The sequence below is a fragment of the Pelotomaculum terephthalicicum JT genome (assembly GCF_022410535.1).
GTDB classification, from domain to species: domain Bacteria; phylum Bacillota; class Desulfotomaculia; order Desulfotomaculales; family Pelotomaculaceae; genus Pelotomaculum_D; species Pelotomaculum_D terephthalicicum.
Genome location: NZ_JAKNBL010000028.1, coordinates 1 through 24,668 on the forward strand (window position 1 = coordinate 1; position 24,668 = coordinate 24,668).

Genomic DNA, 24,668 nt, shown 5'->3' on the forward strand with positions numbered 1-24,668 from the left:
TGGTTTTTTACAGGAAAAAAAGTTTGACATCAAGCCTGGCCCGTTCCTGAACCTGAAAGGCGACATCATCGGAGAGCATCGGGGCATTCCTTTTTATACTGTCGGTCAACGCCGCGGGCTGGGCCTGGCAACGGGGGAACGTCTTTATGTGGTAAAAATAGACACTAATAGCAACGCTATCACCTTAGGGCCTGAAGAGGCCATTATGGGCACATGTTTAACAGCGGAGGATGTGAATCTGATTCTCTATGAGGATCTGGCCGGTTCCATGGAAATTGAGGCGCAAGTGCGCTATAACGGCAGGCCGGCTCCGGCCACTATGGCTCCCTTGCCCGGCGGCGGTGTAAAAGTGTGCTTCCACTCACCGCAGCGCGCCATTACTCCCGGACAGGCAGTCGCTTTTTACCACGGGGATTGCCTGGTGGGCGGGGCCACCATAGATATTGCGAAATAAAAACCGCCTTTGGATTATGCTTATATGCTATCAAATGCGAAGTGGGTATACAGAAGTATTGTCATGTGCATTTTTTATCAGGCGGGTGGACATAATAGCAATTAAAAGTTTGGATTTAATCGCTGAATGGGGGCGAAACTCTTGACTTGCCCGATCTGCGGTGGCAAAGCCATTGGGAAAGTTGGTATTGACCAGTTTTATTGCTGGGATTGTTGTGTGGAATACCGGATTAATAAAGAAGGCGTTCAGATTTACGAGTTGGCTGAAGACGGCAGTCTGGTCGCTTTTGACCCGCAAAATGAATTTCTGCTTTAGGGAGCGGGACGCGGTGACATGTACTCCTGAATATAATTTAACAGCAAGGCTTTTTTGAGTTTTAAGTGGGGGGAGATTCTCCCCACTTATGTTTTGGTGGTGGAAAAGTTGTCCTGGTGGAATGAAAATAATGCAAAGAAACTGCTTTTCTTAAGCGGTGCGGTTTTTTTTGTCATATATTTTTTTTATCTAATCAAGGGATTAATCTTTTCCCTGGGATTGGCTGTCTTGCTGACGTACCTTTTAGACCCTTTAGTCAGTATCCTGGAAAAAAGGGGTACATCAAGAACGGGGGCGATTCTGCTGGTATATCTGGCGCTGTTCTTTTTCGGCGCGGGTATTTTTTTGTACGGTTTGCCCCGCACTATCGAGCAGCTCAATACCCTGGCTGAGACAATCCCGCAGTATACCGAACAGGTCCAGGACATTGTCCGGTCCGTGCAGTCCCGCTATGTCAGTCTGAGTATTCCGGAAGGCATGAGGCAGGTTATTGACGAACGTTTTCGCTGGCTGGAAAATATAATTCTGCAGCAGGTCAGGCTGACCGTGGCGTCCTTAATCGGCGCGGCGGGATATGTATTTAAAATAATCCTGGCGCCGGTGCTCGCTTTTTATTTTTTAAAAGACCTGGAATTAATAAAAAGAAAAACTATTAAAATATTGCCTGAAGAGTGGCGGAATGATGTTGCCGGGATCTTGCGCGAGATCGATCGGGTTTTGGGTAGTTATGTCAGGGGCTATTTTTCCGTGGCGGCCATTGTCGGCGGGCTGACAGCGGCTAGTATGGCCTTTCTGGGCATGGAGTTTGCCATGATGCTGGGTCTTATTGCCGGAATAACTGAGTTAATCCCTTATTTCGGGCCGGTGATCGGCGCGGTGCCGGCAGTCTGCCTGGCGATCTTGCATTCCAAGTGGCTGGCCGTGAAAGTTGCGCTGGCGTTTTTAATTATCCACCAGTTGGAAGGAAATATTATCTCCCCCAAGATCTTGGGTGACAAGGTGGGTTTGCACCCGCTCGTGGTGATCTTCAGCCTTTTCGCCGGAGGTGAACTCTACGGTTTGACGGGAATGCTGCTTGCCGTTCCCGTGGCGGCTGTCTTAAGAGTGATCCTCAGTTTCATTTACGGCAAAGTGTTCGTCTGCTAATCCCTCCAAAATGCCTCTCTCCTTGACACCCGGCAATTTCATTCTGTATAATCTGTATAATTAGAGCGAAAATTATGGTTTTTTTTGCAGTAGGAGGCATTATGTTTTGATGACTGGCAATGAGATTAGGGAGAGTTTTTTGAAATTTTTTGAGAAAAAGGGCCATAAGATTTTGCCCAGCGCCTCTCTCATTCCTTTAAGCGACCCCAGCATCCTCTGGACGGCTGCCGGAATGGTGCCGTTCAAGCCGTATTTTACCGGAGCCGCCAAATCGGAATTTCCCAGAGTGGCAACCTGCCAGAAATGTATCCGCACCCCGGATATTGAGTCGGTGGGAAAGACAGCCCGGCACCACACATTTTTTGAAATGCTGGGCAACTTTTCTTTTGGGGATTATTTTAAGGAAGACGCCATTCCATGGGCCTGGGAATATGTGACTGAAATACTGCGCCTGTCGCCGGACAAGCTTTGGATAACTGTTTATCAGGATGACGATGAAGCTTTTGACTTATGGCACCGGGTGGTCGGTGTGCCCGCCGGCCGTATTGTCAGAATGGGTAAAGACACTAACTTCTGGGAAATTGGCGTCGGACCCTGCGGCCCTTGCTCAGAGATATATGTGGACTTGGGCGCGGAGCGCGGCTGCGGTTCACCGGAATGCGCGGTCGGTTGCGAATGCGACCGTTACATTGAAATATGGAATCTTGTTTTTATCCAGTATTTCAGAAATGAAGAGGGCAATTACTCTCCCTTGGACAATAAGGGCATAGACACCGGAATGGGATTGGAGCGGGTAGCCTCGGTGCTGCAAAATGTTCCTTCAAACTTTGAAACAGACCTTCTGCGTGAAATTATGGATTTTTCGGCGGAACTGCTCGGCCTTAAATACGGCACTGACAGCAAAACCGACCTTGCCTTAAAAGTAATTGCGGATCACTGCCGGGCGATCACTTTTGCCGTGGCTGACGGCGCCCTGCCGTCTAATGAGGGCAGGGGCTATGTGATCCGGCGGCTGCTCCGGCGGGCCGTGCGTTTCGGCAGGCTGCTGGGCACGCAGGGTCTTTTTCTGAACCAGGTGGCCCGCACCGTAATCCGGCAGATGGGCGCGGCATACCCGGAGCTGCTTGAAAAGCAAGAACACGTGCTGAAGGTCATTCAAGCCGAGGAAGAACGTTTTGGGGAGACGCTGGCCCAGGGTACGGAGATGTTAAACCAAATTATCGCCGGGTTGAAAAGGTCGGGCGGTTCGGTTGTGCCGGGGGCCGACGCTTTTAAATTATACGACACCTACGGCTTTCCCCTGGAGCTTACTCAGGAGATGGCTGCAGAGCAAGGGCTGACAGTCGATGCGGACGGCTTCGGGGCGGCCATGGATGAACAGCGGCAGCGCGCCAGGAACGCCAGGCAGGAAACCGAATACATTTCTGAACGGGACGCTTTTTTCAAGGACCTGCGCGGGCAGCTGGGGGAAACTGTTTTTGTCGGGTACGACTTGTTGGAAGCTGAAGCGGAAGTGCTCGGCATCTTCAAGGGAGATGAGCGGGTAAAATCGGCGACAGCCGGGCAAACCGTGGATTTCGTTCTCGATGTCACCCCCTGTTACGCTGAATCCGGCGGCCAGGTAAGCGACCATGCCAGATTTTCCGCTGCCGGGCTGGAAATAGAAATTTTCGAAGTGAGCAAGCCGGTGGAGAACCTTTTTATTCATCGGGGCAAAGTAATCAGCGGTACAATTAAGGAACACGACCAGGTGCTGGTGCGGGTGGACCGTTCCAGGCGGGCCGCAGTAAGCCGCAACCACTCCGCCACGCACCTTTTGCAAAAAGCGTTGAAAACAGTGCTGGGCGGGCATGTCCACCAGGCGGGTTCGCTGGTTGAGCCGGAAAGGCTGCGCTTTGATTTTACCCACTATGCCGCTGTGTCGCCCGAGGAGCTTAAGCAGGTGGAGAAAATCGTTAACAACGCGGTGCTGGCCAATCTGCCGGTGGAGGTTTTTGAAACGTCGGTTTCAGAAGCACGCGCTATGGGAGCGGCCGCGCTTTTCGATGAGAAATACGGTGAAAGAGTCCGGGCAGTGAAAATGGGCGATTTTAGTCTGGAGCTGTGCGGCGGGACGCACCTGCGTTCTACCGCCGAAGCGGGGCTGTTCAAGCTTGTGGGCGAAAGCAGCGTGGGGGCCGGACTGCGCCGCATTGAAGCGGTAACCGGGGAAGGCGCCTTGCGCCACATTGAAGCGGGCGAGGAGCAATTGGCGGAAATAGCCCGGCTGGTCAAGGCGCCGCCGCATGAAGCGACGCGCCGGGTGGAAGGTCTTCTTCAGAATGTCAGAGAACTGGAAGCCGAGTGCGACAACCTCCAGGCCAGGCTGGCCAGGTATCAGGTCCAGGATTTGCTGGATCGGGTGAAAGAAGTTAAAGGAGTAAAAGTATTGGCCGGGCAGGCCGCCGCACCGGATATGGACAGCCTGCGCGGCATGGTGGACCTGTTGAAAGATAAAATAGGTACCGGCGTGATCGTCCTTGGCAGCCCGGTTGGCGATAAAGTAAATCTGGTGGCGGCGGTGACGAAAGATTTGTTGAGCCGCGGTCTACACGCCGGTAAAATGATTAAGGAAATTGCCGCCATGGTCGGCGGCGGCGGCGGCGGGCGGCCTGAGATGGCCCAGGCCGGCGGCAAGGACCCGTCACGCCTGAGCGACGCGCTGGAAAAAGCATACAAGGTTGCTGAGAGTCAAATTAAGGATTAACGGTCCTGATTACGAGTGTCAATAATCATGGCAACCTCTTCGCAATTGGGAAACTTAGGACAGTTGACACATTCCTTCCAGACTTTCTGGGGCAAAGATTCTTTAGCCACGATTTGAAAACCGCATTTTTCAAAAAACGCCTGCTGATAGGTCAAGGCGAATACACGGGGAATGGCCAGCTCTCGCGTTTCATCAATGAATGCTTTAACGAGATTGCGGCCGATTCCCCGTCCTGCGTATTCCGGCGCCACGGCCAGCGCCCGGATTTCAGCGAGGTCTTCCCAGATAATATTCAGCGCGCCGGCGCCGATCACCATACCTTGCTCTTCAGCAATTGTCAGCTCGCGCAGACTCTCGTAAAGCATGGCGCGAGACCGCGCCAACATCAGTCCCCGGTCGGCATAGTAAGTAATTAATGCGTGAATCGGCTCAACGTCGGTTATTTTAGCTTTACGATAGATCATTTACGTCACCTTTCCCTGAAATTAGTAACAATTATAAACCATTGTGCTGCTTGTAGTAAAACATAAATCTTTCTATTTATATTGATGTGGACAAGAATATATGTTGAACTGATTCCCTATTATTTATGACCATGCCAATTATGGTAATTATTTACATGGTATTAGAATAAAATGGCAATATATATACTTTTTTATATAATGAGCAGGATATTTGTTTACTAAAAAGAATTAATAATTAAACCTGCTGATTAATTAAGATTTTTAAATATTCCATTGAAAATGGAAGAAAACGAAAGGGAAGATATACTAAATGATTGATGATAATAATAAAAAATCTGGTATTAAAATTGAGTCCAAAGTTGTTCATGGTTATAAAGGGTATGACCCGCTGACCGGCGCTATAAGCATCCCTATTTACCAGACTGCGACATTTAGACACTCCGCTCTTTACGAGAAAGCCGGCTACGATTATTCCAGGGTGCAGAATCCTACCAGAGAAGAACTCGAAGATACTATTGCTATTCTTGAAGGCGGGAAGTACGGCTTTGCCTTCTCCAGTGGTCTGGCCGCAGTGGTAGCCATTTTTTCCATGCTTCGAGCGGGAGATCATGTTGTGGTTTCCGACGATCTATATGGTGGAACGTACAGGCTAATTGAGGAGATTTGGGTAAAATACAATACTGAGTTTACTTATGTGGATACTTCACGCGTTGAGAAGGTGGAGGAGGCGCTTCGCCCCAATACCCGGATGGTATTTATCGAGACGCCGACCAATCCGATGATGAAGGTGGCTGATATCGCGGCAATTGTGGGTTTGGTGAAATCCAGGGGTATTCTGACGGTGGTGGACAATACCTTTCTTACTCCGTTTTTTCAGAGACCGATTGAGTTTGGGGCGGATATTGTTATTCACAGCGCCACCAAATTTCTTGCCGGCCATCATGATACCATGGCGGGATTGGTTGTTGTGGAAAAAGAATCGCTTGCGGAAAAGCTCCGTCTGATTCTCAAAACTGAGGGGTCCGGGTTGTCCCCGTTTGATTCATGGCTTGTTCTCAGAGGGATTAAAACGCTCGCGCTACGCATGGAAAGACACCAGAAGAATGCTGTTATGGTGGCTGATTGGCTAAAGACACATCCTAAAGTGGAAAGAGTTTATTTTGTCGGCTTGCCGGAACATGAATCATATCAGATTTCCAAACGCCAGAGTGATGGTTTCGGCGGCATGATCTCATTTACAGTGAAAGACGTGGCGCTGGTTGAGCAAGTGCTGCAAAAAGTCGAGTTGATCATATTTGCCGAGAGTCTTGGCGGAACTGAATCATTGATTACCTATCCGATGGTGCAGACGCACGCGTCTATTCCGCAGGAAATTAGAGAGCGCGTGGGAATCACGGATAAGCTGCTCCGGCTTTCCGTGGGCATAGAAAATGTTGAGGATATAATAAATGATCTCGACCAGGCGTTGGCCTAGTTCTGTTTGGGGGAAAATGAAAATGAAGTTTACCAAAATGCAGGCTTTGGGCAACGATTATATATACATCAATTGTTTAAACCAGGTAGTTGACAACCCCTCAAAGTGGGCGGTTTTTTTAAGCAACCGCCACTACGGAGTGGGGTCGGACGGACTTGTATTAATCCTGCCGTCTGAAAAAGCTGATTTCCGGATGCGGATGTTTAATCCTGACGGAACCGAAGCGGAGATATGTGGAAACGCACTCAGGAGTGTGGGCAAATATGTATATGACTATGGGTTGACGAAAGAATCAAGTCTTAGTATTGAAACTCTCGCCGGCATTAGAACATTGGAGCTGACTGTTAAAAATGGTCTTGTTTCCATGATTTCGGCAGATATGGGGATTCCTGTTCTGGAGCCGTTAAAAATACCGGTGGATTTCCCCGGTGATGCTTATGTGGAGCAGCCGTTGAAAGTTGACGGCCGTGTTTTCATGGCTACGGCCGTGTCAATGGGAAATCCGCATGTGGTGGCTTTTATCGATGATGTGGACACTTTTCCCTTGGCACGTTATGGCCCGGCGATGGAGCATCATAAAATTTTTCCGAAAAAGGTTAATGCTGAATTTGCCCAGGTTATTGACCGGAACACGTTGAAAATGCGGGTTTGGGAGCGGAGCACCGGAGAAACGCTCGCATGCGGCACGGGATGCTGTGTTTCAGTGGTCGGCGGCGTGCTTACCGGACGTTGTGAGCGTAAAGCCGTGGTCAGGCAAATAGGCGGCGAGTTGTATATCGACTGGGATGCCGGCAGCGGGCATATTTTTTTGACAGGCCCCTCGGAAAGGGTGTTCGACGGGGAGATATAGATGGAGGAATCGTCATGAGGCTGTCGCAGATTATCGAAGGGATGAAATATTCACATATTGACGGGGATATGGATATAGAGATCACCGATATAGCGTACGACTCCCGGAAAGCGGTTCCCGGCAGTCTTTTTGTCTGTATTGAAGGCACGGTCGCGGACGGGCATCAATTTATTCCCGCCGCCTGCGAACGTGGAGCGAAAGCTTTGTTGGCGCAAAAACCGGTTCAGGTTCAACAGGGCGTGACGGTAATATATGTGGAGAACACGCGTTACGCTTTAGCATATGTTTCAGCCGCGTTTTTCGGCCACCCTTCACGGCGGCTCAAACTTATCGGCGTTACCGGAACCAAAGGTAAAACCACCACCGCTTATATGATCAAATCCATTCTGGAGCAGGCCGGCCATAAAACCGGCTTAATCGGCACTATTGAAACTATTGTGGGGGAGCGGAAGAGCAAAGCGCGAAATACCACGCCGGAGTCCTACGATTTGCAAAAGCTTTTCAGGGAGATGCTGGATAATGGCTGTGACAGCGCCGTCATGGAAGTTTCATCGCAAGGACTGATGATGGAACGCGTGGCGATGACTGACTTTGATGTCGGTATTTTCACTAACATTTCACCGGATCATATCGGCCCCAATGAACATGCATCCTTTGCGGATTACCTTCAGTGCAAATCAAAACTTTTTAGAATGTGCCGGCATGGCATGATTAACATAGACGATCCTAAGCACCAGGAAATTTTGACAGGGAGTACCTGTAAGGTTACTACATTTGGGTTTTGTGACAATGCGGAATTCAGGGCCGTAAAACTAGAGCGGCTTGCCCGGCCCGGGTGGCTTGGGGTGATGTTCAGGCTGCGCGGCCCGGGGCTGGAATTTGATATTACCGTGGGGGTTCCTGGTGAGTTTAACGTATACAACGCTCTGGCCGCGATTTCGACATGTCTGCTTTTAGGGGTCGGCCCCGACGCCGTCAGCCTCGCGCTGGAAAACATCAGGGTCAAAGGCCGCCTGGAATTTGTGCAGGCCCTGCCGCATTTCACCTTGCTGATAGATTACGCCCACAATGCCGTCAGCCTGAAGAGCCTGTTGAATACGCTTCGCTCTTACCAGCCTGCAAGGTTGATCTGCTTATTTGGCTGCGGCGGCAACCGCGCAAGGCGGCGGCGCTTTGAAATGGGTGAAATATCCGGGAGGTTGGCTGATTTCACTATCTTAACCGAGGACAACCCGCGTGATGAAGATCCTGAGGAGATCATCAAGGACATTGAGCAGGGTATTAAGCCGACGGAAGGAAAATATGTAAAAATTCACGACAGGCGAGAGGCTATCCGTTACATGATAGAAACGGCGCAGCCGGGCGATATCGCGGTGCTTGCGGGTAAAGGGCACGAACAGTATCAGGAAATTCGCGGCACTAAATATCACATGGATGAACGTGAAATCGTCGCGGATGTTCTAAAGTCCTTAAACCGTTAAAAGCAAGCTAAGGTGGTGGCCATGAAACCGCTGAGTGTTGAGCAGGTGCTGCACGCTGCCGGAGGACGGCTGCTTTGCGGCAGCCGTGACAAAAAGTTTCTTTTGGTGCATACGGATTCGAAAAAAAAAGGGAATAACTCATTGTTTGTGCCGATTATCGGCAGCCGGGTTGACGGACATGATTTTATTGAAGACGCTTTTGCAAATGGTGCGGCGGGAGTGCTGACCCAGCGGCATAAAGATGATGTCGTCGGTGAAGGTGTGTGGATTGCTGTTGATAATACTCGCAAGGCACTCCAGGATATCGCCTGCTATCACCGCGGGCGCTTTAATATCCCTGTTACAGCGGTGACAGGCAGCGCAGGGAAAACTTCCACCAGGGAAATGATAGCCGCCGCGCTGTCAGCGGAAAAGTGTGTTTTGAAGACAGAAGGCAACTTTAACAGCAGGGTCGGATTGCCGTTGACGATCCTTATGCTGGAAGACCGGCATGAAGCCGGCGTTGTGGAAATAGGAATGAGCGAATTTGGTGAAATAGCAGAGCTGTCTTTAATTGCGAAGCCTGATATTGCCGTGGTGACTAATATAGGGATTTCACATATTGAGCAGTTGGGTTCGCTGGAAAACATACAGCGTGAAAAAATGAGCATCACTCGCGGCATGAATAATAATGGAATCGTTATTCTGAATGGTGATGATCCATTGCTTGCGGAATATAAAGGGAAAATGCGCCACAAGACGTTTTTTTACGGGTTGGCTGACTGGTGTGACTACCGCGCTGAATGTGTGGAACATGGCAACAATAGTTCCAGCTTTGAATTCGTATATCCTGAAGGCAGGCAAAGAGTTTACGTTCCGGCGGCGGGCAGGCACAACGTCTATAACGCTCTGGCGGCTTTATCGGCAGCATGTCAAAACGGCATTGAGCTTGACGCGGCCGCAAGGGGACTGTCTGCGTTCAAAGGCGAAAAGATGCGTCAACAGCTGCTGGAATCAGGTGATCTGCATATTATTGACGACACTTACAACGCCAGTCCGGATTCCATGGCGGCCGCCTTGTTGGTGCTGGCCGGCATGAACGGCGTCAAAAGACGTATCGCCGTGCTTGCCGACATGATGGAACTGGGACGGTTTGCTTACCAAAGTCATTTTGATCTGGGGGTAAAAGCGGCGGAATACGGTATTGACGTGGTTTTGACGGTTGGCACGCGAGCCGCGTGGATAGCGGAGGGCATAGAATCTGTACGAGGATGTACGGGGGTGGAGAAGTATGCTGATAATAAAGGCGCCTTGGAAAGCCTGAAAAAAATGATCAAAAGCGGCGACGCTGTTTTGGTAAAAGGTTCGCGCAGCATGCGTACGGAGGAAATTGTCGCGGGAATAAAAGATAAAGTTATGGACGTGTGTCGCAATGGGGAATACTAAGAATATCTTTTATAGTTATATTTAGCAATGGAGGAAATGAAAAGCAGGTGTAGAATATTAGTAAATACAATGGTGGAAAGGGGGTTCGCGCGATGACGTGGGATAATACTGACGAGACTATGATGTTTAAAATTCAAGGCGAGGATTATAACCAGGCGCGGGATATCTTGCTTAAGGTTTACGCGGCCTTGGTTGAAAAAGGATACAATCCCATTAACCAGCTTGTCGGCTATTTGCTGTCAGGAGACCCCGCTTATATTACCAGTCACGGGAATGCCCGCAGTTTGATCCGCCGCTTGGAACGGGATGAGTTGCTGGAGGAACTGGTAAAATATTATCTCAGAAATAGTATCTGACCCTTGACAGGAGATGGCGGCAGTTGCAGTACAGGGTGCTTGGAAGGACGGGCATAACAGTATCCCGCTTGTGTTTCGGGGCGCTTACCATTGGTCCGCTGCAGGCCAACCTGCCCCTGGCGGAAGGAGCCGGCGTGATCCGCAAGGCGTTGGAAGCGGGGGTAAATTTTATTGACACCGCGGAGCTTTATGGCACTTATCCTTATATTCGTGAAGCGCTCCGGGATTTTGGCCGGGAAGTTGTCGTGGTATCAAAATGTTACGCCTATACCGGTCAGGGTATGCGGGAGAGCGTTGAAAAAGCGCTTAAGCTGATTGGCAGAGATTATATAGATGTTTTCATGCTGCATGAGCAAGAATCATTATTAACGATAAAAGGTCACTGGGAAGCTATAGAATATTTGTTGGAAGCCAGGGAAAAAGGTCTTGTGCGCGCCATCGGTGTGTCCACTCACCATGTGCAAGGAGTGCTGGGCGCCGCCGCTGTTCCGGAGATAGATGTGATCCACCCGCTGCTCAATATGGCGGGGATAGGGATCAGGGGAGGTACGGCGCAAGACATGCTCCAGGCCATCAGAAAAGCCTTTAATGCTGGAAAAGGGATTTACGCTATGAAAGCGTTGGGCGGGGGGCATCTGCTGAGTCGTTCCGAAGAGGCCTTGAATTATATTTTATCTATACCTGAATTGGCTTCTGTGGCGGTGGGGATGAGCTCCCGGGATGAAGTCGATTATAACACGCGTCTTTTTAGTGGACAGACTGTTCCGTCAAGTTTGGAGGCAAAGGTGGCCCGCCGGCCGCGGCGCTTATGTATCGAGGAATGGTGTCCCGGATGCGGCGAATGTGTAAAAAGGTGTACGTCAGGCGCGATAAGCCTGTCCGGCGGCAAGGCTGTGGCAGACATGGCGAAGTGCACTCTTTGTGGTTACTGCGGATCGGTTTGCCCTGAATTCTGTATTAAAGTCATTTAATTAAGGGGATTTTTTGTTTGGAGCGGATAATGGGCCTTGATTTGGGGGATAAAAGAATTGGTGTGGCAGTCAGCGACCCGATGGGATGGACTGCCCAAGGGGTGGAGGTGATTGTCAGCAAAGGTTCACGCGAGGCGGATATAAAAAAGATTGCGGAGGCAGCCCGAAAATACGAGGTTGAGCGCATAGTTGTCGGGTTGCCGATAAATATGAACGGCAGTTCCGGCCAGCGTGCGGAAAAAATTAAGACCTTTGCGAACCGGTTATCGGGAGCGCTTCATCTGCCCGTCGAACTGTGGGATGAGCGCCTCTCCACAGCGGAGGCGGAAAAGCTGCTGATTAAAGCCGATCTCAGCCGCTCCAGACGGCGGCAGGTGATTGATAAAATGGCTGCCGCTTTAATCCTGCAGGGCTATCTCGACAGCCGCAGCAGGAAAACATCCCCCGGAAGCTAGAAATGGCCAGGGTTGTTCAATACTGAATGAAATGTTAGAATTTCTTGACTTGTGACCATTCTTAGGTGTAATATTATCAATAAATTGCTGAAGAGGTGAAAACGGTGGCCGAACAAGAAGAAGTAATAACTCTGATTGATGAAGAAGGCGCGGAACATGACTTTATGGTCATTGATATCATAGAGGTGGACGGTTCTGAATATGCTATCTTGTTGCCTGTGGAGGAAGACAGCGAAGAGGCGATCATCCTGAAAATTACATATGATGACGACGGAAACGAGCTGCTAGTCGATATTGAGGAAGATGAGGAATGGGAGAAAGTCGCTGACGCATGGGAAGAGAGAATAAACTTGGAAGAAGTTGAGTGAAATTTAGATAATGTGGCTGGTTGAGGAGTTTGACTCCGCAAGCGGCTTTTTTATTGTTGGCGCGTGGTCTGTGGATGACTGTTTAATGGTTTTCGAACATATCATTATGTAAATGATTAAAATAAGGGGTGTGGTTGTGCCCGTGAGAAGCACCCGCGTTGTGGTATGTGTGCTAGCCGTAGTTGCACTTATAACGCCATTGGTTTTTTTTAGCTCGGGGTTTTTTAGCTCCACATCAGAGAAGGTATTGCCCGGTGTGGAGGTTATGGGCATTGAGCTGGGAAATTTAAACAAGCCGGAAGGCGCGGCAAAGCTTTCTGAACTGGAAAAAAGCCTGCGGGCTGCCAAGGTGACGCTTTGTTATCAGGACCAGCGCTGGCCGTTGCTGTTAAATGAAGCAGGATTTGAACTGGATGAGGAGGCGGTAATGGACGCGGCCCTCCAGGCCGGGCGAAAGGGCAGCCTGATCCAGCAGTGGCGGGACAGAAAGCAGCTAAAGCAAAGCGGCATGATCATTTCTCCCGCTGTTGGGTTTGATCAGGATAGGCTGAGTCAACGGGTGAAAGAGTTGACCCGCGGCATAACCGTTGATCCTGTCGACGCGAATTTTATAATAGACGCAAATGACGCGGTTTCCGTGCGGCCGGCGAAAGACGGTACAATCATAGATATGGAAAAGTTGACGGTCGACCTTACCTCAGCCATTGTTGAAAGTCAAAAACCGGAAGTGGAAATGGCCATGATTACCGTGCCGCCCGCCCGTTCGACTGAGATGGTCCAGTCGATGGGGATAAACGGCCTCCTGGCCGGTTATACCACCTGGTTTGATCCCGCCAAAGTAAGCCGCACCTATAATATCAGCGTGGCGGCGCACGCTTTTGACGAACAACTAATCCGCCCGGGACATGAGGTGTCTTTTAATAAAGTAGTCGGCCCGCGTAGTTCGGAAACGGGCTATAAGACTGCTCCCATAATTGTCAACAATGAGTTTGTGGATGGCGTGGGAGGCGGAGTGTGCCAGGTGTCCACAACCCTCTATAACTGTGTCCTGCTGGCCGGCCTGGAAATTGTGGAACGTTCCAACCACTCCCTGCCGGTCACCTATGTGCCAATCGGCCGGGACGCCACCGTGGTATACGACGAGATAGATTTTAGGTTTCGCAACAATACGGAAAGTTACATTTTTATCAAGTCTTTTGTTTCCGGAGGGCAGATTGGTTTAAAGATATATGGCAATACCGCCTATAAAAAAGATGTGCGGGTGAGTTCCTGGGTTACTCAGGAGATCGAGCCTGGTGTGGTTTACGAGAATGATCCCAACCTGCTTAAAGGCGAGCAGGTTGTTAAGCAGGAAGGCCAGAAAGGGTTTAAAGCGTCAGCGGAGCGGGTATTCTTTTCAAATGGCGCGGTGGAAAAAAGAGAATATCTTTCTTCCAGTGAATATAGTCCGGTGAATAAAGTGATTGCGGTTGGCACCTTGGAACAAGCCCTGCCGCAAATTGCACCCTCAACTCCTTCACCGGGGGCGGGCGGGGCAAACAAGCCGGCTGGCGGTCGAAACGTCCAGAGCAATACAAATCAGAACATGGGCGGTGTGAATGGCGGGAATAACAGCGGGACGGAAAGCAGCGTAAACCAAACGGTTAATCAGGCGATCCCTGCGTTAAAGCCTTCCGCCAATCAATGAGGCGCGAGTCGGAGCGGGATTGCGGCAAACCAGGTTAACGGTGCGGCAGCGTTCAATAATCCGTGTCAAATAGGATTACGGAAAGATATGTTATGAGGCTTGGCATGGGCAAGTTAAAAGAAAAAAAAACCGCGGGCAGATGGCTGGTGAGATATAAGTTTTGCCTTTTAATCCCGTCAATTATTTTTTGTCTGGCAGCTATTGCTATCAGCGCCTTGGTCTTGCTGTCGCCCGTGGCGCCGCCCGGCAAGGCCGGGGATGTGATCGTGACTGTGCCCCTGCAGGCGTCCGCCGGGCAGGTGGGGGATATCCTGCGGCAAAATAAACTGGTGCGGAGCGCTGCGGCGTTTAGTCTTTTGGCCAGGTGGAAAGGGCAGGACGGACAGATCAAGGCTGGTGAGTATATGCTGAACAACGGGCTTTCAATGTCGCAAATATTGGCTGAATTAATTGACGGCCGCCTGGTGGTCCAGACATTTACCGTGCCCGAAGGATTTACCACCGCCCAAATAGCCGACCTGCTCGAAAGCAAGGGGCTGGTTAACCGGGAGCGTTTTTACAGGGCGGTTGCCAACGACGATTACAGCTACTCTTTTATCCGGGATTTGCCGAAAAATGAAAAGCGTCTGGAAGGCTATCTTTTTCCGGATACCTACCAGGTAACCAGGGGTATCAGTGAAAGTGCCATCATTGAGCTGATGCTGAGCCGTTTTGAGCAGGAAATAAATGATCTTGACTATACTGCGCTGGCGCTGGCAGCGGGGCTGACTCTGCACCAGGCTGTGACCATCGCTTCGCTGGTGGAGCGGGAGGCAAAAATTGAGGAGGATAAGCCGTTAATAGCCGGGGTAATTTATAACCGCCTGTCTTGCTCCATGCTCCTGCAAGTCGATGCGACGGTGCAATATGCCCTGGGAGCTAACAAGCCGCAGCTTTCCTATAAAGATTTGGAAGTCGATTCACCTTATAATACTTACCGCGCGCAAGGGCTTCCGCCCGGGCCGATAGCCGCGCCCGGCAGGTCCTCATTGCTTGCGGCGGTTCATCCGGTAGTGACAGGTGATTTTTATTATGTTGCCAAGCCGGACGGCTCCCATGCCTTTGCCAGAACGCTGGCGGAGCACAATGCCAATGAAGAGAGGTATCTGCAGTGAAGCAACCGGAGCTTCTGGCGCCTGCCGGAGACCTGGAAAAATTGAAAGTGGCCGTGCTTTACGGTGCTGATGCCGTCTACCTGGGTGGACGGCTTTTTGGGCTGCGCGCCGGCGCGGGAAATTTCAGTGAAGAAGAAATGGCTGCCGGGGTACGGTTTGCTCATGAAAAGGGAGTCCGGGTTTATATTACGGTAAATATATTCGCGCACAACAGCGATCTGACTGTCCTGCCCGGTTATCTTGACACTGTCCGGGCGGCCGGCGCGGACGGAGTGATTGTATCTGATCCGGGCGTGGTTGAGCTGGTAAGAAAGTTTCATCCGGCGTTACCGGTGCATTTAAGCACGCAGGCCAATACCACCAATTGGTCTGCGGCGCGTTTTTGGGAAAAACAGGGTGTTTCCCGGATCATTCTGGCCCGCGAGTTGTCACTTGATGAAATCAGGGAAATCCGGGAGCGGGTGGGGGTGGAACTGGAGGTATTCGTCCACGGCGCCATGTGCATTTCGTATTCCGGGCGCTGTTTGTTGAGCAACTACTTCGCCGGCAGAGATGCCAACAGGGGCGACTGCGCGCAGTCCTGCCGCTGGAAGTACGCCCTGGTGGAGGAAACAAGACCGGGAGTGTACCTGCCCTTTGAAGAAGATGAAAAGGGCGCGTATATCCTTAGTTCACGGGACCTTTGCCTGATTCGGCACATTCCCGAGCTGGCGGCGGCCGGCGTCAGCAGTTTTAAAATCGAAGGCAGAATGAAAAGTATCCATTACGTGGCCGGGGTTGTGAAAGCTTACCGTGAGGCAATCGACGCTTTTTTTGCCGTCGGGTCGGGTTGCTGGAACCCGGACGCCTGGCTTGAGGAAATCAGCAAGGTAAGCCACCGTGAATACACCACCGGTTTTCTTTTCGGAAACCCGGGCGCGGCGGGCCAGCATTATCACAGTAAGATTTACCGGCGTCGCTATTCCTTTGCCGGCTTGGTTCGGGGCTACGATTCGCATACCGGGCTGGCGGTTGTGGAGCAGCGCAACCGCTTCGCCGCCGGTGACGAAATGGAAATACTTACGCCGACGGGAGGGCCTTTAAAGCTTAAGATCAGCGCTATTTACGACGAAGAAGGGAACTCAATAGAGGCCGCCCCGCACCCGCAGCAAATTGTCAGAATACCAGTGCAGAGAGAACTGCAAGAATACTCCATGCTGAGAAAGCCGCTGGAATGATAATTATTAAGTATATGTTCTAAATCAAGGACAGCGTGAAATACTTGCTGTCCTTTTAAATTGCAGCGTCTATGTATAACTATCTACATATCCGGCTAAGCTCTAATATATACTTGCATGGAAGGACCAGGAAATAATGGGTTCTTTAATTCAGAAAAGACAAGTTGTGGTTTTTTATTTATTTATTATAATCGTAGTTCTCTTAATTGGAAGCCTCTGGATGATTCAAATCAGGGACGGGGGAAAATATGCCGCTATGGCTCTGGAACAGGGAAGCATTTATGTTTCCCTGGAAGATGTGTGCAGGGGAAAGATTTTGGACAGGAACCTGGTTTCTTTGACCGGTGGGCAAGAAGCTGAGAGAATTGTGGTTTTCCCTTCCATCATAGAGAAAGAGGAAGTAATCCGGGGTCTTTCAGAAATTCTTGACGTGCCGCGCACGGTCCTGGCGGGTTTGCTGAACGGCGCTCCTTGTTACCTGCCCTACCAGTTGTCGCAAGCACAGGTGGAGGCGGTAAAAGAGCGTGGTTGGAAAGGCGTGGCGGTTCTGCCGGTAAATTTTCGTTACGGGGACAGGCCGCTGGCGGCTCAAGTAACCGGCCACCTGGGAAAAATCACCTCGCGGGAAGAGTTGTCCACATTAAGCAGTGAGAGCAATAAAGTATATCATTACGGTGATGTGGTCGGCAAAATCGGTCTTGAGTCGATGTATGAGTCTGAGTTGAAAGGTGAAAGACCTGAGCGGTCGGCAAGAGTTTACCGCGATGCGGGCGGCAATATTTTAAACGGCTCTGTATTAACGGTGGAAGAGGGGGGCAGGGACGGCAGGCGGCAGGATTTGGTGCTGACTATTGACGCCCGGATTCAGCAGGTTGTGGAAGATGTGATGGACAATAAGGCGATCAAAGGCGCGGTGGTAGTAATGGAGGCGGGCACGGGAGATTTGCTTGCCATGGCGGGCCGTCCGGCCTTCCACCCGGCACGGGTGGAAGATTATTTGCGGGAAGGCGGCGGGGAGCGTTTTTTTGACCGTTGCACCGCTCTTTATCAGCCCGGTTCTATTTTTAAAATTGTGGTTGCCGCGGCTGCCCTGGAGGAAGGTGTTGCCGGCACCGACAGCTTGTTTACCTGCGGCGGGACAAAAGATAATTTAATTCATTGCTGGAATGACGCGGGGCACGGCAGCATTACTTTTTCCCGCGCTTTTGCCGAATCGTGCAATCCTGCTTTCGCCAGGGTAGGTTTAAGTCTGGGCGCGCAAAAAATAATTGGGTATGCCGGAAAGCTGGGTTTGGACAACCAGTCTGTCACAGGCTATCCGGTGACACCCGACCCGCGCCAGGATTTGAGCCTGATTGGAGAGCCTTACAATTTGGTAAACAGCAGTGTCGGCCAGGGGCCTGTGCTGGTTAGTCCCGTCCAAGTCACGGCTATGGTGAACGCGGTTGTTTCCGACGGTGTTTACCGGGTGCCGCGTCTTGTAAAAGAAGTACGTAAAAGCAGCGGAGGGGCGGCCGAAGAATTTGCCTCAGACGCCGGCCGCCAGGCAATCCGGCCTGATACCGCCGCTGTGCTGCGCGATTTATTGGAACTGGCAACTGACGAAGGCGCCGGGAAAGAAGCCTCTGTGCCGTTCTATGGAAGCGCCGGCAAGACGGGATCGGCGCAGACCGGCAACAGTAAACAATCGGTGAACGCCTGGTTTACCGGCTACGCCCCGCGGGTCAATCCCCGCTATATTGTCACCGTTTTGGTTGAAGACGGCGCCAGCGGCAGTGAATCGGCGGCGCCTGTTTTCAGGGAAATAATGGAACAGATTTTGCGTTTTGATTAATGAAGCAGCTTTTCCAATTCGTTACGGTTAAAACCTACCACTACCTGGCTGCCCATAGTTATTGTCGGCACGGCCATCCGCCCGGTTTTCCTGATCATTTCATCCCGGGCGCGCGAGTCCGCCGCCACGTTGATTTCTTTGTAATTCACGCCCTTGTCTGAAAGAAACTCTTTCACATGGGTGCAATGGGGTCAGGTGGGTGTTGTGTAAACGGTTACTTCTTTTTCCATGTGTATCCCTCCAGTATTCTTTCTTATTAGTTTTCGATAAATGCAATGAGGATTATACGCAATATTTCTGACAATTGCTGCAAGTGTGTCATAGAGTATGTCATGGGGACGGTTCTTGAAGGGATCAATTCGGAAGTTTACCCGTAAAAAGGCTCAACTATCAGGTATTAGCTAATAGTTGAGCCTTAACAATCCCAATGTGAAAGCCCTATAGGCAAAATTTTTGATTGGCCTAGAAGAACGAAGTCGCGGCCACTGTAGAGCTACGGGATTTCATTTTTTTATTATTACCTTTTGATATTTGACCTTCTTGAATTTACTGTCTGATTTTGACAAAAACTTTGGAAGTATATGCATCAAAAATCGCCGGATGAATTCAACGCCTTTTAGCGTTAGAAGTCCTTGTCTGGCCGCGATTTTATACCAGTCTTTTTCGTAGTACTGATTGAGAAACTCCGGAAAAGCTTTAGATTCTGGTATTCTTGGGTACTTCCATAAAACTTAAGCAGGTTTTGACGCATACATTGCTTTAGGCAGTACAGATATTATCACGGAATTTTCTTGACAATAACTTTACAGGAATAAAAAACTTCTTAGAACAATTGTTGTGTATCGACTAAAATATTGGTTTTACAAAAAATTTATTTCTGTGCAGTTAAAGACCAGCCGAAAGGGTAATCTTTTGCTCTATCAAATCGATCAATGAAAAGAAAAGAAATTTGAATTAGACGAACTATTAATAAGCAAATTACCTTTAACGGTAAAAAAATAATACCTTTAAATCGCAATTTTCCAGTTCTAATACCAGCTCCCGGTATAAAAGATAGGATCTTGGGAATTTCATATGCCCATCTTGTAAACATGCCTCCAAACGGTGTTATTGTAATTTCATCAAATCCAGCGTCCTTACATATGGATTCCAATCCAAATGAAGTGAATCTATAAAAATCATATGGTACTTGATGTTCCTTATGGGCCATTGGTGCAGTTAGAAAAAGTTTCCCACTAGGTTTTAATACGCGGTACAATTCTTTTACTGCTTCACCAGGTCTTTCCAGATGCTCCAATACTTGAGTGCAGAGGATAGCTTCAAACGATGAATCATCAAATGGAAGATCGTCCAAGGGCGCTATGTAATCCAAGTTATGATAATTCCATTTCTCCTCTCCAACTGCCAGATCAACTGAAATATATTTGCAGTGTGAAAAGAATTTTTTATAAGCACATTCTCCCGCTCCGGCATCTAATATGATTGTTCCATAAGGGAGGATTTCCGAAACCGTTTTTACAAATCTTGTAACATGCCATCTGCCAATATCTTTCATCTTTGGTTTATTTATAAAATCTTCATTTAACTCATTAAATTGTGCACCTGTTAAAGAAAAATCCGGTTTCTCAATAGTATCTTCAGGCAACTTGAGCATAGAGCTGATAGTATCATCGCGAGAAGTCATTAATCTTACTCCAATCATTCAATTACTTTTTTGATATGTGAATATATCAGAGACCTGCCTAAAATTATAGAACTATTTTTAATTCATCATTTACTATATATGAAAAATATGAATCATTAGTGCTATGTCTATCTATTGGTACCTATTGGAATATATGTATGGTAATAACAGAAGGCCACCATTAGATGGGCCTTCTGTTATGAAAGAGTTTATCCAGTTCATTACGGTTATAACCTACTACAACCTGGCTGCCCTTAAGGAACGTATTTTTGTTTCTGGCAATAATTAGGCAAATATTTATCAATTGTAAAGGCCGGCTTTATTTTTGACCTGCCGACAGTATTAGTACTGCGAACCGACCACATGCGGCGTGGTATCGCAGTAACCTTTTCTGCCGCCTTCCCATATCATGCTTTAGGTGTATTTTTGGCAAAATAGAAGCATTTGGCTTGGGCTGAAAAGAGGTAAAACTGTGGCAAGCAAGGCTGAGCCTGTTTTAATAATCGGCGCCGGGGTGGCGGGAGGAGTTGTGGCTGATGTTCTTAGCCAAAGTCAAAGCAATGATTTAAAACCAGTTGGTTTTATTGATGATGATCTCAAAAAACAAAAATTAGTATTGCATGGTTTGCCGGTTTTAGGAACCAGGAATGACATCCTGGCGATTGTTCACCGTTATGATATTAAAAAAATTATCATCGCGATACCTTCAGCGTCCGGCCGCGTTATCGGCCAGATCATTGAAAAATGCCATCAGAGCAAGGCTCATTTAAAAATCCTGCCGGGTTTTTACGATCTGATTACAGGAAAGATAAAAATCAGCAAAATCAGGGATATTGAGGTAAGCGACCTGCTTGACCGGGAGCCGGTAACGCTGGATGTGGAGCGGATAGCCGGATATCTGACCAACCAAAGCGTGCTGGTTACCGGCGCCGGTGGCTCTATCGGCTCCGAACTAAGCCGTCAGGCTGCGAAATTTGCTCCAGGACAATTAATTTTGCTGGGACGCGGAGAGAACAGCATCTATGAAATTGAACTTGAGTTAAGGGAAAATTTTCAGGGCTTACAGCTCATCCCTGAAATAGGCGACATTAAAGATCGATCGCGCATGAGGCGGTTATTTGACAAACACAGGCCTGACGTGGTATTTCACGCTGCCGCCCATAAGCATGTTTCATTTATGGAACAGTGCCCGGAAGAGGCGGTAAAAAATAATATTACCGGCACGAAAATATTGGCCGAATCGGCCTGCCGGGCCGGTACCGGTATCTTTGTCCTGATCTCGTCGGATAAAGCAGTAAACCCCACCAGCATTATGGGAGCCTCAAAACGTGTGGCGGAAATGATTGTGCAGAGGATGAACGGCAGGGGGAAAACTCGTTTTGTCGCTGTTCGTTTCGGCAATGTTTTAGGGAGCCGGGGCAGTGTGATCCCTTTGTTTAAGAGGCAAATTGCCCGGGGCGGTCCGGTCACCGTTACCCATCCCGACATGGAGCGTTATTTTATGACTACCGTTGAGGCGGCGCAGTTGGTTATCCAGGCCGGTGTTCTGGCCAAGGGCGGAGAGATCTTTATTCTGGATATGGGTAATCCGGTGAAAATTCTTGATTTAGCTAAAAAGCTGATTAGTCTTTCAGGTTTTGAGCCTGAAAAAGACATACCGATCCGGTTTACCGGCATTGGCCCAGGTGAGAAATTAGTTGAGCAACTGGTAGGTGAGGGTGAGAAAACCATACCCGCCGGGCATGAACGTATTTTTGCCGTATCCGGGTGCGGGCAAGACTTTGACCTTTTGGAGGCCTCTCTCTATGTTCTGGAAAGTCCGGGCTTTTCTTTCCGGGAACATGAAATAATTGTTTTATTGCAAAAATTAATTCCTGATTTTAGAAAATAATCACTTGGGACGGTGTCTTCCGAATGGCGGAATACAAAGAGCAAGGGGAACACCCGGGGAAACAATTAATAGAAAAAATAAACAGCCGGTCAGCCGAAGTGGCGGTAATCGGCCTTGGTTACGTTGGCCTGCCGCTGGCGGTTGAACAGGCCAAAATCGGATTTTCAGTGATGGGCATAGACAAAGATATAGAAAAGGTGGAACAGATAAACAACGGTGAAAATTATATTCAGGACGTTTCTGAAAATGACCTGCGAGCCCTGGTTAAAAATGGTAATTTGGCCGCGCATCACCGTTTTGATCTGCTTAATGAAGCCGACATAATCATCATTTGCGTGCCGACTCCTTTAAAATCAATGAACCAGCCGGATCTTTCCTACGTTGTTTCGGCAACGAGGGAAATAGCCGGCCGGCTCAAAACAAATCAGCTAATTAGCCTGGAAAGCACTACTTTTCCGGGAACAACCCAGGAAGTGGTTCTGCCTATTCTGGAATCAACAGGCCACACTGTCGGCAAGGACTTTTTTTTAGCTTTTTCCCCGGAAAGGGTTGACCCCGGCAACAAGCGTTATACCACCAGGGATATCTCGAAAGTGATCGGTGGAGTCACTCCCATGTGCCGGGACGTGGCCTGCGCTTTTTACAGCCAGAGCATGAAGCAGGTGGTACCGGTATCGTCCCCTGCCGCCGCGGAAATGACCAAAATATTCGAAAACACCTACCGGTCGGTCAACATTGCCCTGGTTAACGAGTTCATGATTCTCTGCGACAGGATGGGTCTTGATATTTGGGAGGTTGTGGATGCTGCCGCCACCAAGCCCTTTGGCATTCAAACCTTTTACCCGGGGCCAGGTGTAGGGGGGCACTGTATACCAGTTGATCCGGTTTATCTGGCCTGGAAGGCTAAAGACTACGGCTTTTACACTCGTTTTATCGACCTCGCCGGAGAAATAAACATGCAAGCGTCAGAGTATGTTGTTCAGAAATTAGCCGCCATCCTTAATAAGCAAAAAAAATGTTTGAATGGAGCGAGAATATTAGTCCTTGGTGTTGCTTATAAAAAAGATATTGATGATATAAGAGAATCCCCGGCATTGAGAATTATTAATTTTCTTCAGCAAAACCATGCTGAAGTTGTCTACCATGATCCTAACGTGCCAAAATTCCAGCTTTCCGGTGAGCATGAAGGATATATGCAAAGCTTGAATCTTACAAGGGAAGAAATAGCCGGGGCGGATTGTGTGTTAATTCTAACTGATCATTCTAGCATTGATTATCAATGGGTTGCTGAGCACGCCAGGCTTATTTTGGACACGCGCAACGCGACTAAAAATGTACGGAAAGGAAAAGACAAAATAACAAAAATTTAAGGGGGGAAGGATCAAGATTTTTGTTGTGTTTTTAATACTAATAGGGGTTGCCGCTGGTGTTCTTACGGCCGGGAATATGCTGGTAATACCGCTTTGCTTGATATTCGGCGCTGTTATTTTATACTTAGCCGGAGCGCATCAGGTCCCGGCGCCTGATCGAAAATTTTTATTCAAACTGGCGCTGGGCGCGCTTTTAGTCAGGTTGCTTTTTATTGTGGCGACGCACAGCTTTGATACAGCTTTTATCAGCTATGTCAATACTTCAGACGCGCTTTATTATGAGTACATGGGCCGGCTGATTTCCGATACCTGGCATGAAGGCGAAAGCATAGTAATAAACAAAGCCAACTACGGTTATTTATACTGGAACGGTCTGTTTTATTTCCTGGCGGGATTTAAGCCGGACCTGCTCCGTGTATTAAACAGCATTGCGGCTATTGGTACAGGGTTATGCCTGTATTTTATTTCTCTGAAGCTAAGCGGAGCGAGGGCGGCCAGGATCAGCTTTGTTCTTGCTGCTTTTTTCCCTTCGGCAATTCTCTGGTCAAGTTTAAATTTGAAAGACAGTTTAATAATTTTTTTAATTACCCTAATCGTTAAGCAAAACCTTGAGCTGATGGAAAGGTTTAAGATCGGAAAAGTGCTGTTTATGTGCCTGCTGCTGATGGCGCTGGTCTCGCTCCGGTTTTACGTGGGGATATTGCTGGCCATTTGTATCAGCGTTTCGTACATTTTTACTGCTACCAAATTTCTTTGGTGGCAGAGGTTTGCTTATACACTGGCGATCTTTCTAATTGCCGGGCTTGCTTTGCAGCAAATGGGATATGGTTTTTTGGGAACGGATTATATCCTCAGCCAGAGTATTGAAACAATCGGGGAGCAGCACCAAAAAGGAGCTTACGGCGAGGCTGCTTTTGCCGGAGAAGTAGCTTTTAACAGTTATGCCGACGCTCTAAAATATTTGCCTGTCGGGATATTCTACTTCCTTTTTGCACCTCTGCCATGGCAGTCCGTCGGCCAAATACGTATTATCGCAGTGCCGGAAATGATATTCTTGTATATTTCATACTACTATTTTATTAGAGGAGCAAAACAACTCTGGCGGCATCAGCGGGGCGCCTGTTTGTTCTTCCTGCTCGTAATTGTATTCTTCGGATTTATTTACAGCCTTGGTTCTTCCAATATGGGCGGCCTTTATCGCGTTCGCCTGCAAGTAATAATGATAGCTTTTATTTTAATCAGTGAAGGCATGCAAGGGAGCTGGACTTTAACAAGAATATTCGGCCGCCTGGTTAAAAGAAAGTCGATTACTGGCTGATTGCTGAA

General features: G+C 48.9%; 22 protein-coding genes and 1 pseudogene. 19 read left to right on the forward strand and 4 right to left on the reverse strand.

The features are described 5' to 3' along the window. The 4 genes from L9W92_RS13605 to alaS all read left to right on the forward strand — a co-directional run. A partial coding sequence (locus tag L9W92_RS13605; RefSeq protein WP_312038101.1) for an aminomethyltransferase beta-barrel domain-containing protein occupies positions 1-454 on the forward strand: 454 nt, incomplete at its 5' end. A 141-nt stretch (positions 455-595) separates the two neighbouring features. After that, complete coding sequence (locus tag L9W92_RS13610; protein WP_240084300.1) at positions 596-769, forward strand: YrzR-like zinc ribbon domain; 174 nt, start codon at positions 596-598, stop codon at positions 767-769. Positions 770-823: 54 nt separating this feature from the next. Then, the gene (locus L9W92_RS13615; protein WP_240084301.1) at positions 824-1,915 is read left to right on the forward strand and encodes an AI-2E family transporter; all 1,092 of its coding nucleotides are present in this window, start codon (positions 824-826) and stop codon (positions 1,913-1,915) included. A gap of 109 nt (positions 1,916-2,024) precedes the next feature. Then, the gene (gene alaS / locus L9W92_RS13620; protein WP_240084330.1) at positions 2,025-4,661 is read left to right on the forward strand and encodes an alanine--tRNA ligase; all 2,637 of its coding nucleotides are present in this window, start codon (positions 2,025-2,027) and stop codon (positions 4,659-4,661) included. On the opposite strand, the gene L9W92_RS13625 is transcribed toward alaS, so the two are convergent. Beyond that, positions 4,658-5,125, reverse strand: a complete 468-nt coding sequence (locus tag L9W92_RS13625) for an N-acetyltransferase (protein ID WP_240084302.1) — start codon at positions 5,123-5,125, stop codon at positions 4,658-4,660. The two genes, alaS and L9W92_RS13625, sit on opposite strands and share 4 nt — an antisense overlap. 310 nt (positions 5,126-5,435) lie before the next feature. Here L9W92_RS13625 and L9W92_RS13630 point away from each other — a divergent pair, with 310 nt between their 5' ends. The 12 genes from L9W92_RS13630 to L9W92_RS13685 all read left to right on the forward strand — a co-directional run bounded on the left by L9W92_RS13630 (position 5,436) and on the right by L9W92_RS13685 (position 18,397). After that, complete coding sequence (locus tag L9W92_RS13630; protein WP_240084303.1) at positions 5,436-6,599, forward strand: trans-sulfuration enzyme family protein; 1,164 nt, start codon at positions 5,436-5,438, stop codon at positions 6,597-6,599. Between the two features lie 22 nt (positions 6,600-6,621). Beyond that, the gene (dapF, locus tag L9W92_RS13635; protein WP_240084304.1) at positions 6,622-7,449 is read left to right on the forward strand and encodes a diaminopimelate epimerase; all 828 of its coding nucleotides are present in this window, start codon (positions 6,622-6,624) and stop codon (positions 7,447-7,449) included. 14 nt (positions 7,450-7,463) lie between these two features. Beyond that, entirely contained in the window at positions 7,464-8,930 is a 1,467-nt protein-coding gene (locus L9W92_RS13640) for a UDP-N-acetylmuramoyl-L-alanyl-D-glutamate--2,6-diaminopimelate ligase (RefSeq protein ID WP_240084305.1), read from the forward strand. 21 nt (positions 8,931-8,951) lie between these two features. Continuing rightward, a complete protein-coding gene (locus L9W92_RS13645) occupies positions 8,952-10,355 on the forward strand; it encodes a UDP-N-acetylmuramoyl-tripeptide--D-alanyl-D-alanine ligase (protein WP_240084306.1) in 1,404 nt (467 codons plus the stop codon). A 92-nt stretch (positions 10,356-10,447) separates the two neighbouring features. Next, entirely contained in the window at positions 10,448-10,711 is a 264-nt protein-coding gene (locus L9W92_RS13650) for an IreB family regulatory phosphoprotein (protein WP_282442368.1), read from the forward strand. 23 nt (positions 10,712-10,734) lie between these two features. Then, positions 10,735-11,682 carry an aldo/keto reductase gene (locus tag L9W92_RS13655; protein WP_240084307.1) on the forward strand — a complete coding sequence of 316 codons (948 nt, stop codon included), beginning with the start codon at positions 10,735-10,737 and terminating at the stop codon, positions 11,680-11,682. Positions 11,683-11,711: 29 nt separating this feature from the next. Further along, the gene (ruvX, locus tag L9W92_RS13660; protein ID WP_240084332.1) at positions 11,712-12,137 is read left to right on the forward strand and encodes a Holliday junction resolvase RuvX; all 426 of its coding nucleotides are present in this window, start codon (positions 11,712-11,714) and stop codon (positions 12,135-12,137) included. Positions 12,138-12,241: 104 nt separating this feature from the next. Then, positions 12,242-12,505 (forward strand): DUF1292 domain-containing protein, encoded by a 264-nt coding sequence (locus L9W92_RS13665; RefSeq protein WP_240084308.1) that lies wholly within the window; start codon positions 12,242-12,244, stop codon positions 12,503-12,505. 136 nt (positions 12,506-12,641) lie between these two features. Next, complete coding sequence (locus L9W92_RS13670) at positions 12,642-14,192, forward strand: VanW family protein (RefSeq protein WP_240084309.1); 1,551 nt, start codon at positions 12,642-12,644, stop codon at positions 14,190-14,192. A gap of 62 nt (positions 14,193-14,254) precedes the next feature. Then, on the forward strand, positions 14,255-15,346 hold the full coding sequence (gene mltG, locus L9W92_RS13675) for an endolytic transglycosylase MltG (RefSeq protein WP_240084310.1): 1,092 nt from the start codon (positions 14,255-14,257) through the stop codon (positions 15,344-15,346). Further along, a complete protein-coding gene (locus L9W92_RS13680) occupies positions 15,343-16,563 on the forward strand; it encodes a peptidase U32 family protein (RefSeq protein WP_240084311.1) in 1,221 nt (406 codons plus the stop codon). The genes mltG and L9W92_RS13680 overlap by 4 nt, the downstream gene beginning before the upstream one ends. A 220-nt stretch (positions 16,564-16,783) precedes the next feature. Next, a complete protein-coding gene (locus tag L9W92_RS13685) occupies positions 16,784-18,397 on the forward strand; it encodes a peptidoglycan D,D-transpeptidase FtsI family protein (RefSeq protein WP_240084312.1) in 1,614 nt (537 codons plus the stop codon). Here L9W92_RS13685 and L9W92_RS13690 read toward each other — a convergent pair. The 3 genes and pseudogenes from L9W92_RS13690 to L9W92_RS13695 form a co-directional block, all read right to left on the reverse strand. Next, positions 18,394-18,627 carry a glutaredoxin family protein gene (locus tag L9W92_RS13690; RefSeq protein WP_312038102.1) on the reverse strand — a complete coding sequence of 78 codons (234 nt, stop codon included), beginning with the start codon at positions 18,625-18,627 and terminating at the stop codon, positions 18,394-18,396. The two genes, L9W92_RS13685 and L9W92_RS13690, sit on opposite strands and share 4 nt — an antisense overlap. 322 nt (positions 18,628-18,949) lie before the next feature. Next, positions 18,950-19,023 (reverse strand): annotated as a pseudogene (locus L9W92_RS19525) (transposase); the annotation flags it as partial. Between the two features lie 245 nt (positions 19,024-19,268). After that, entirely contained in the window at positions 19,269-20,081 is an 813-nt protein-coding gene (locus L9W92_RS13695; protein WP_240084314.1) for a class I SAM-dependent methyltransferase, read from the reverse strand. A gap of 472 nt (positions 20,082-20,553) precedes the next feature. Between L9W92_RS13695 and L9W92_RS13700 the strand changes: the two genes are divergently transcribed. The 3 genes from L9W92_RS13700 to L9W92_RS13710 are packed head-to-tail and all read left to right on the forward strand — an operon-like array spanning position 20,554 to position 24,660. Further along, complete coding sequence (locus L9W92_RS13700) at positions 20,554-21,972, forward strand: polysaccharide biosynthesis protein (protein WP_240084315.1); 1,419 nt, start codon at positions 20,554-20,556, stop codon at positions 21,970-21,972. A gap of 23 nt (positions 21,973-21,995) precedes the next feature. After that, on the forward strand, positions 21,996-23,342 hold the full coding sequence (locus L9W92_RS13705; RefSeq protein WP_240084316.1) for a nucleotide sugar dehydrogenase: 1,347 nt from the start codon (positions 21,996-21,998) through the stop codon (positions 23,340-23,342). Positions 23,343-23,367: 25 nt separating this feature from the next. Beyond that, positions 23,368-24,660, forward strand: coding sequence for a glycosyltransferase family protein (locus L9W92_RS13710; RefSeq protein ID WP_240084317.1), 1,293 nt, complete (start codon positions 23,368-23,370; stop codon positions 24,658-24,660). Positions 24,661-24,668: the final 8 nt, after the last annotated feature.

What these genes read in the sequence shown, in the direction of transcription:
- alaS (WP_240084330.1), top strand. Translation starts at nt 2,025, where the DNA reads ATGACTGGCAATGAGATTAGGGAGAGTTTTTTGAAATTTTTTGAGAAA.
- L9W92_RS13625 (WP_240084302.1), bottom strand. Translation starts at nt 5,125, where the DNA reads ATGATCTATCGTAAAGCTAAAATAACCGACGTTGAGCCGATTCACGCA.
- L9W92_RS13630 (WP_240084303.1), top strand. Translation starts at nt 5,436, where the DNA reads ATGATTGATGATAATAATAAAAAATCTGGTATTAAAATTGAGTCCAAA.
- dapF (WP_240084304.1), top strand. Translation starts at nt 6,622, where the DNA reads ATGAAGTTTACCAAAATGCAGGCTTTGGGCAACGATTATATATACATC.
- L9W92_RS13640 (WP_240084305.1), top strand. Translation starts at nt 7,464, where the DNA reads ATGAGGCTGTCGCAGATTATCGAAGGGATGAAATATTCACATATTGAC.
- L9W92_RS13645 (WP_240084306.1), top strand. Translation starts at nt 8,952, where the DNA reads ATGAAACCGCTGAGTGTTGAGCAGGTGCTGCACGCTGCCGGAGGACGG.
- L9W92_RS13650 (WP_282442368.1), top strand. Translation starts at nt 10,448, where the DNA reads ATGACGTGGGATAATACTGACGAGACTATGATGTTTAAAATTCAAGGC.
- ruvX (WP_240084332.1), top strand. Translation starts at nt 11,712, where the DNA reads ATGGGCCTTGATTTGGGGGATAAAAGAATTGGTGTGGCAGTCAGCGAC.
- L9W92_RS13685 (WP_240084312.1), top strand. Translation starts at nt 16,784, where the DNA reads ATGATTCAAATCAGGGACGGGGGAAAATATGCCGCTATGGCTCTGGAA.
- L9W92_RS13695 (WP_240084314.1), bottom strand. Translation starts at nt 20,081, where the DNA reads ATGACTTCTCGCGATGATACTATCAGCTCTATGCTCAAGTTGCCTGAA.
- L9W92_RS13705 (WP_240084316.1), top strand. Translation starts at nt 21,996, where the DNA reads ATGGCGGAATACAAAGAGCAAGGGGAACACCCGGGGAAACAATTAATA.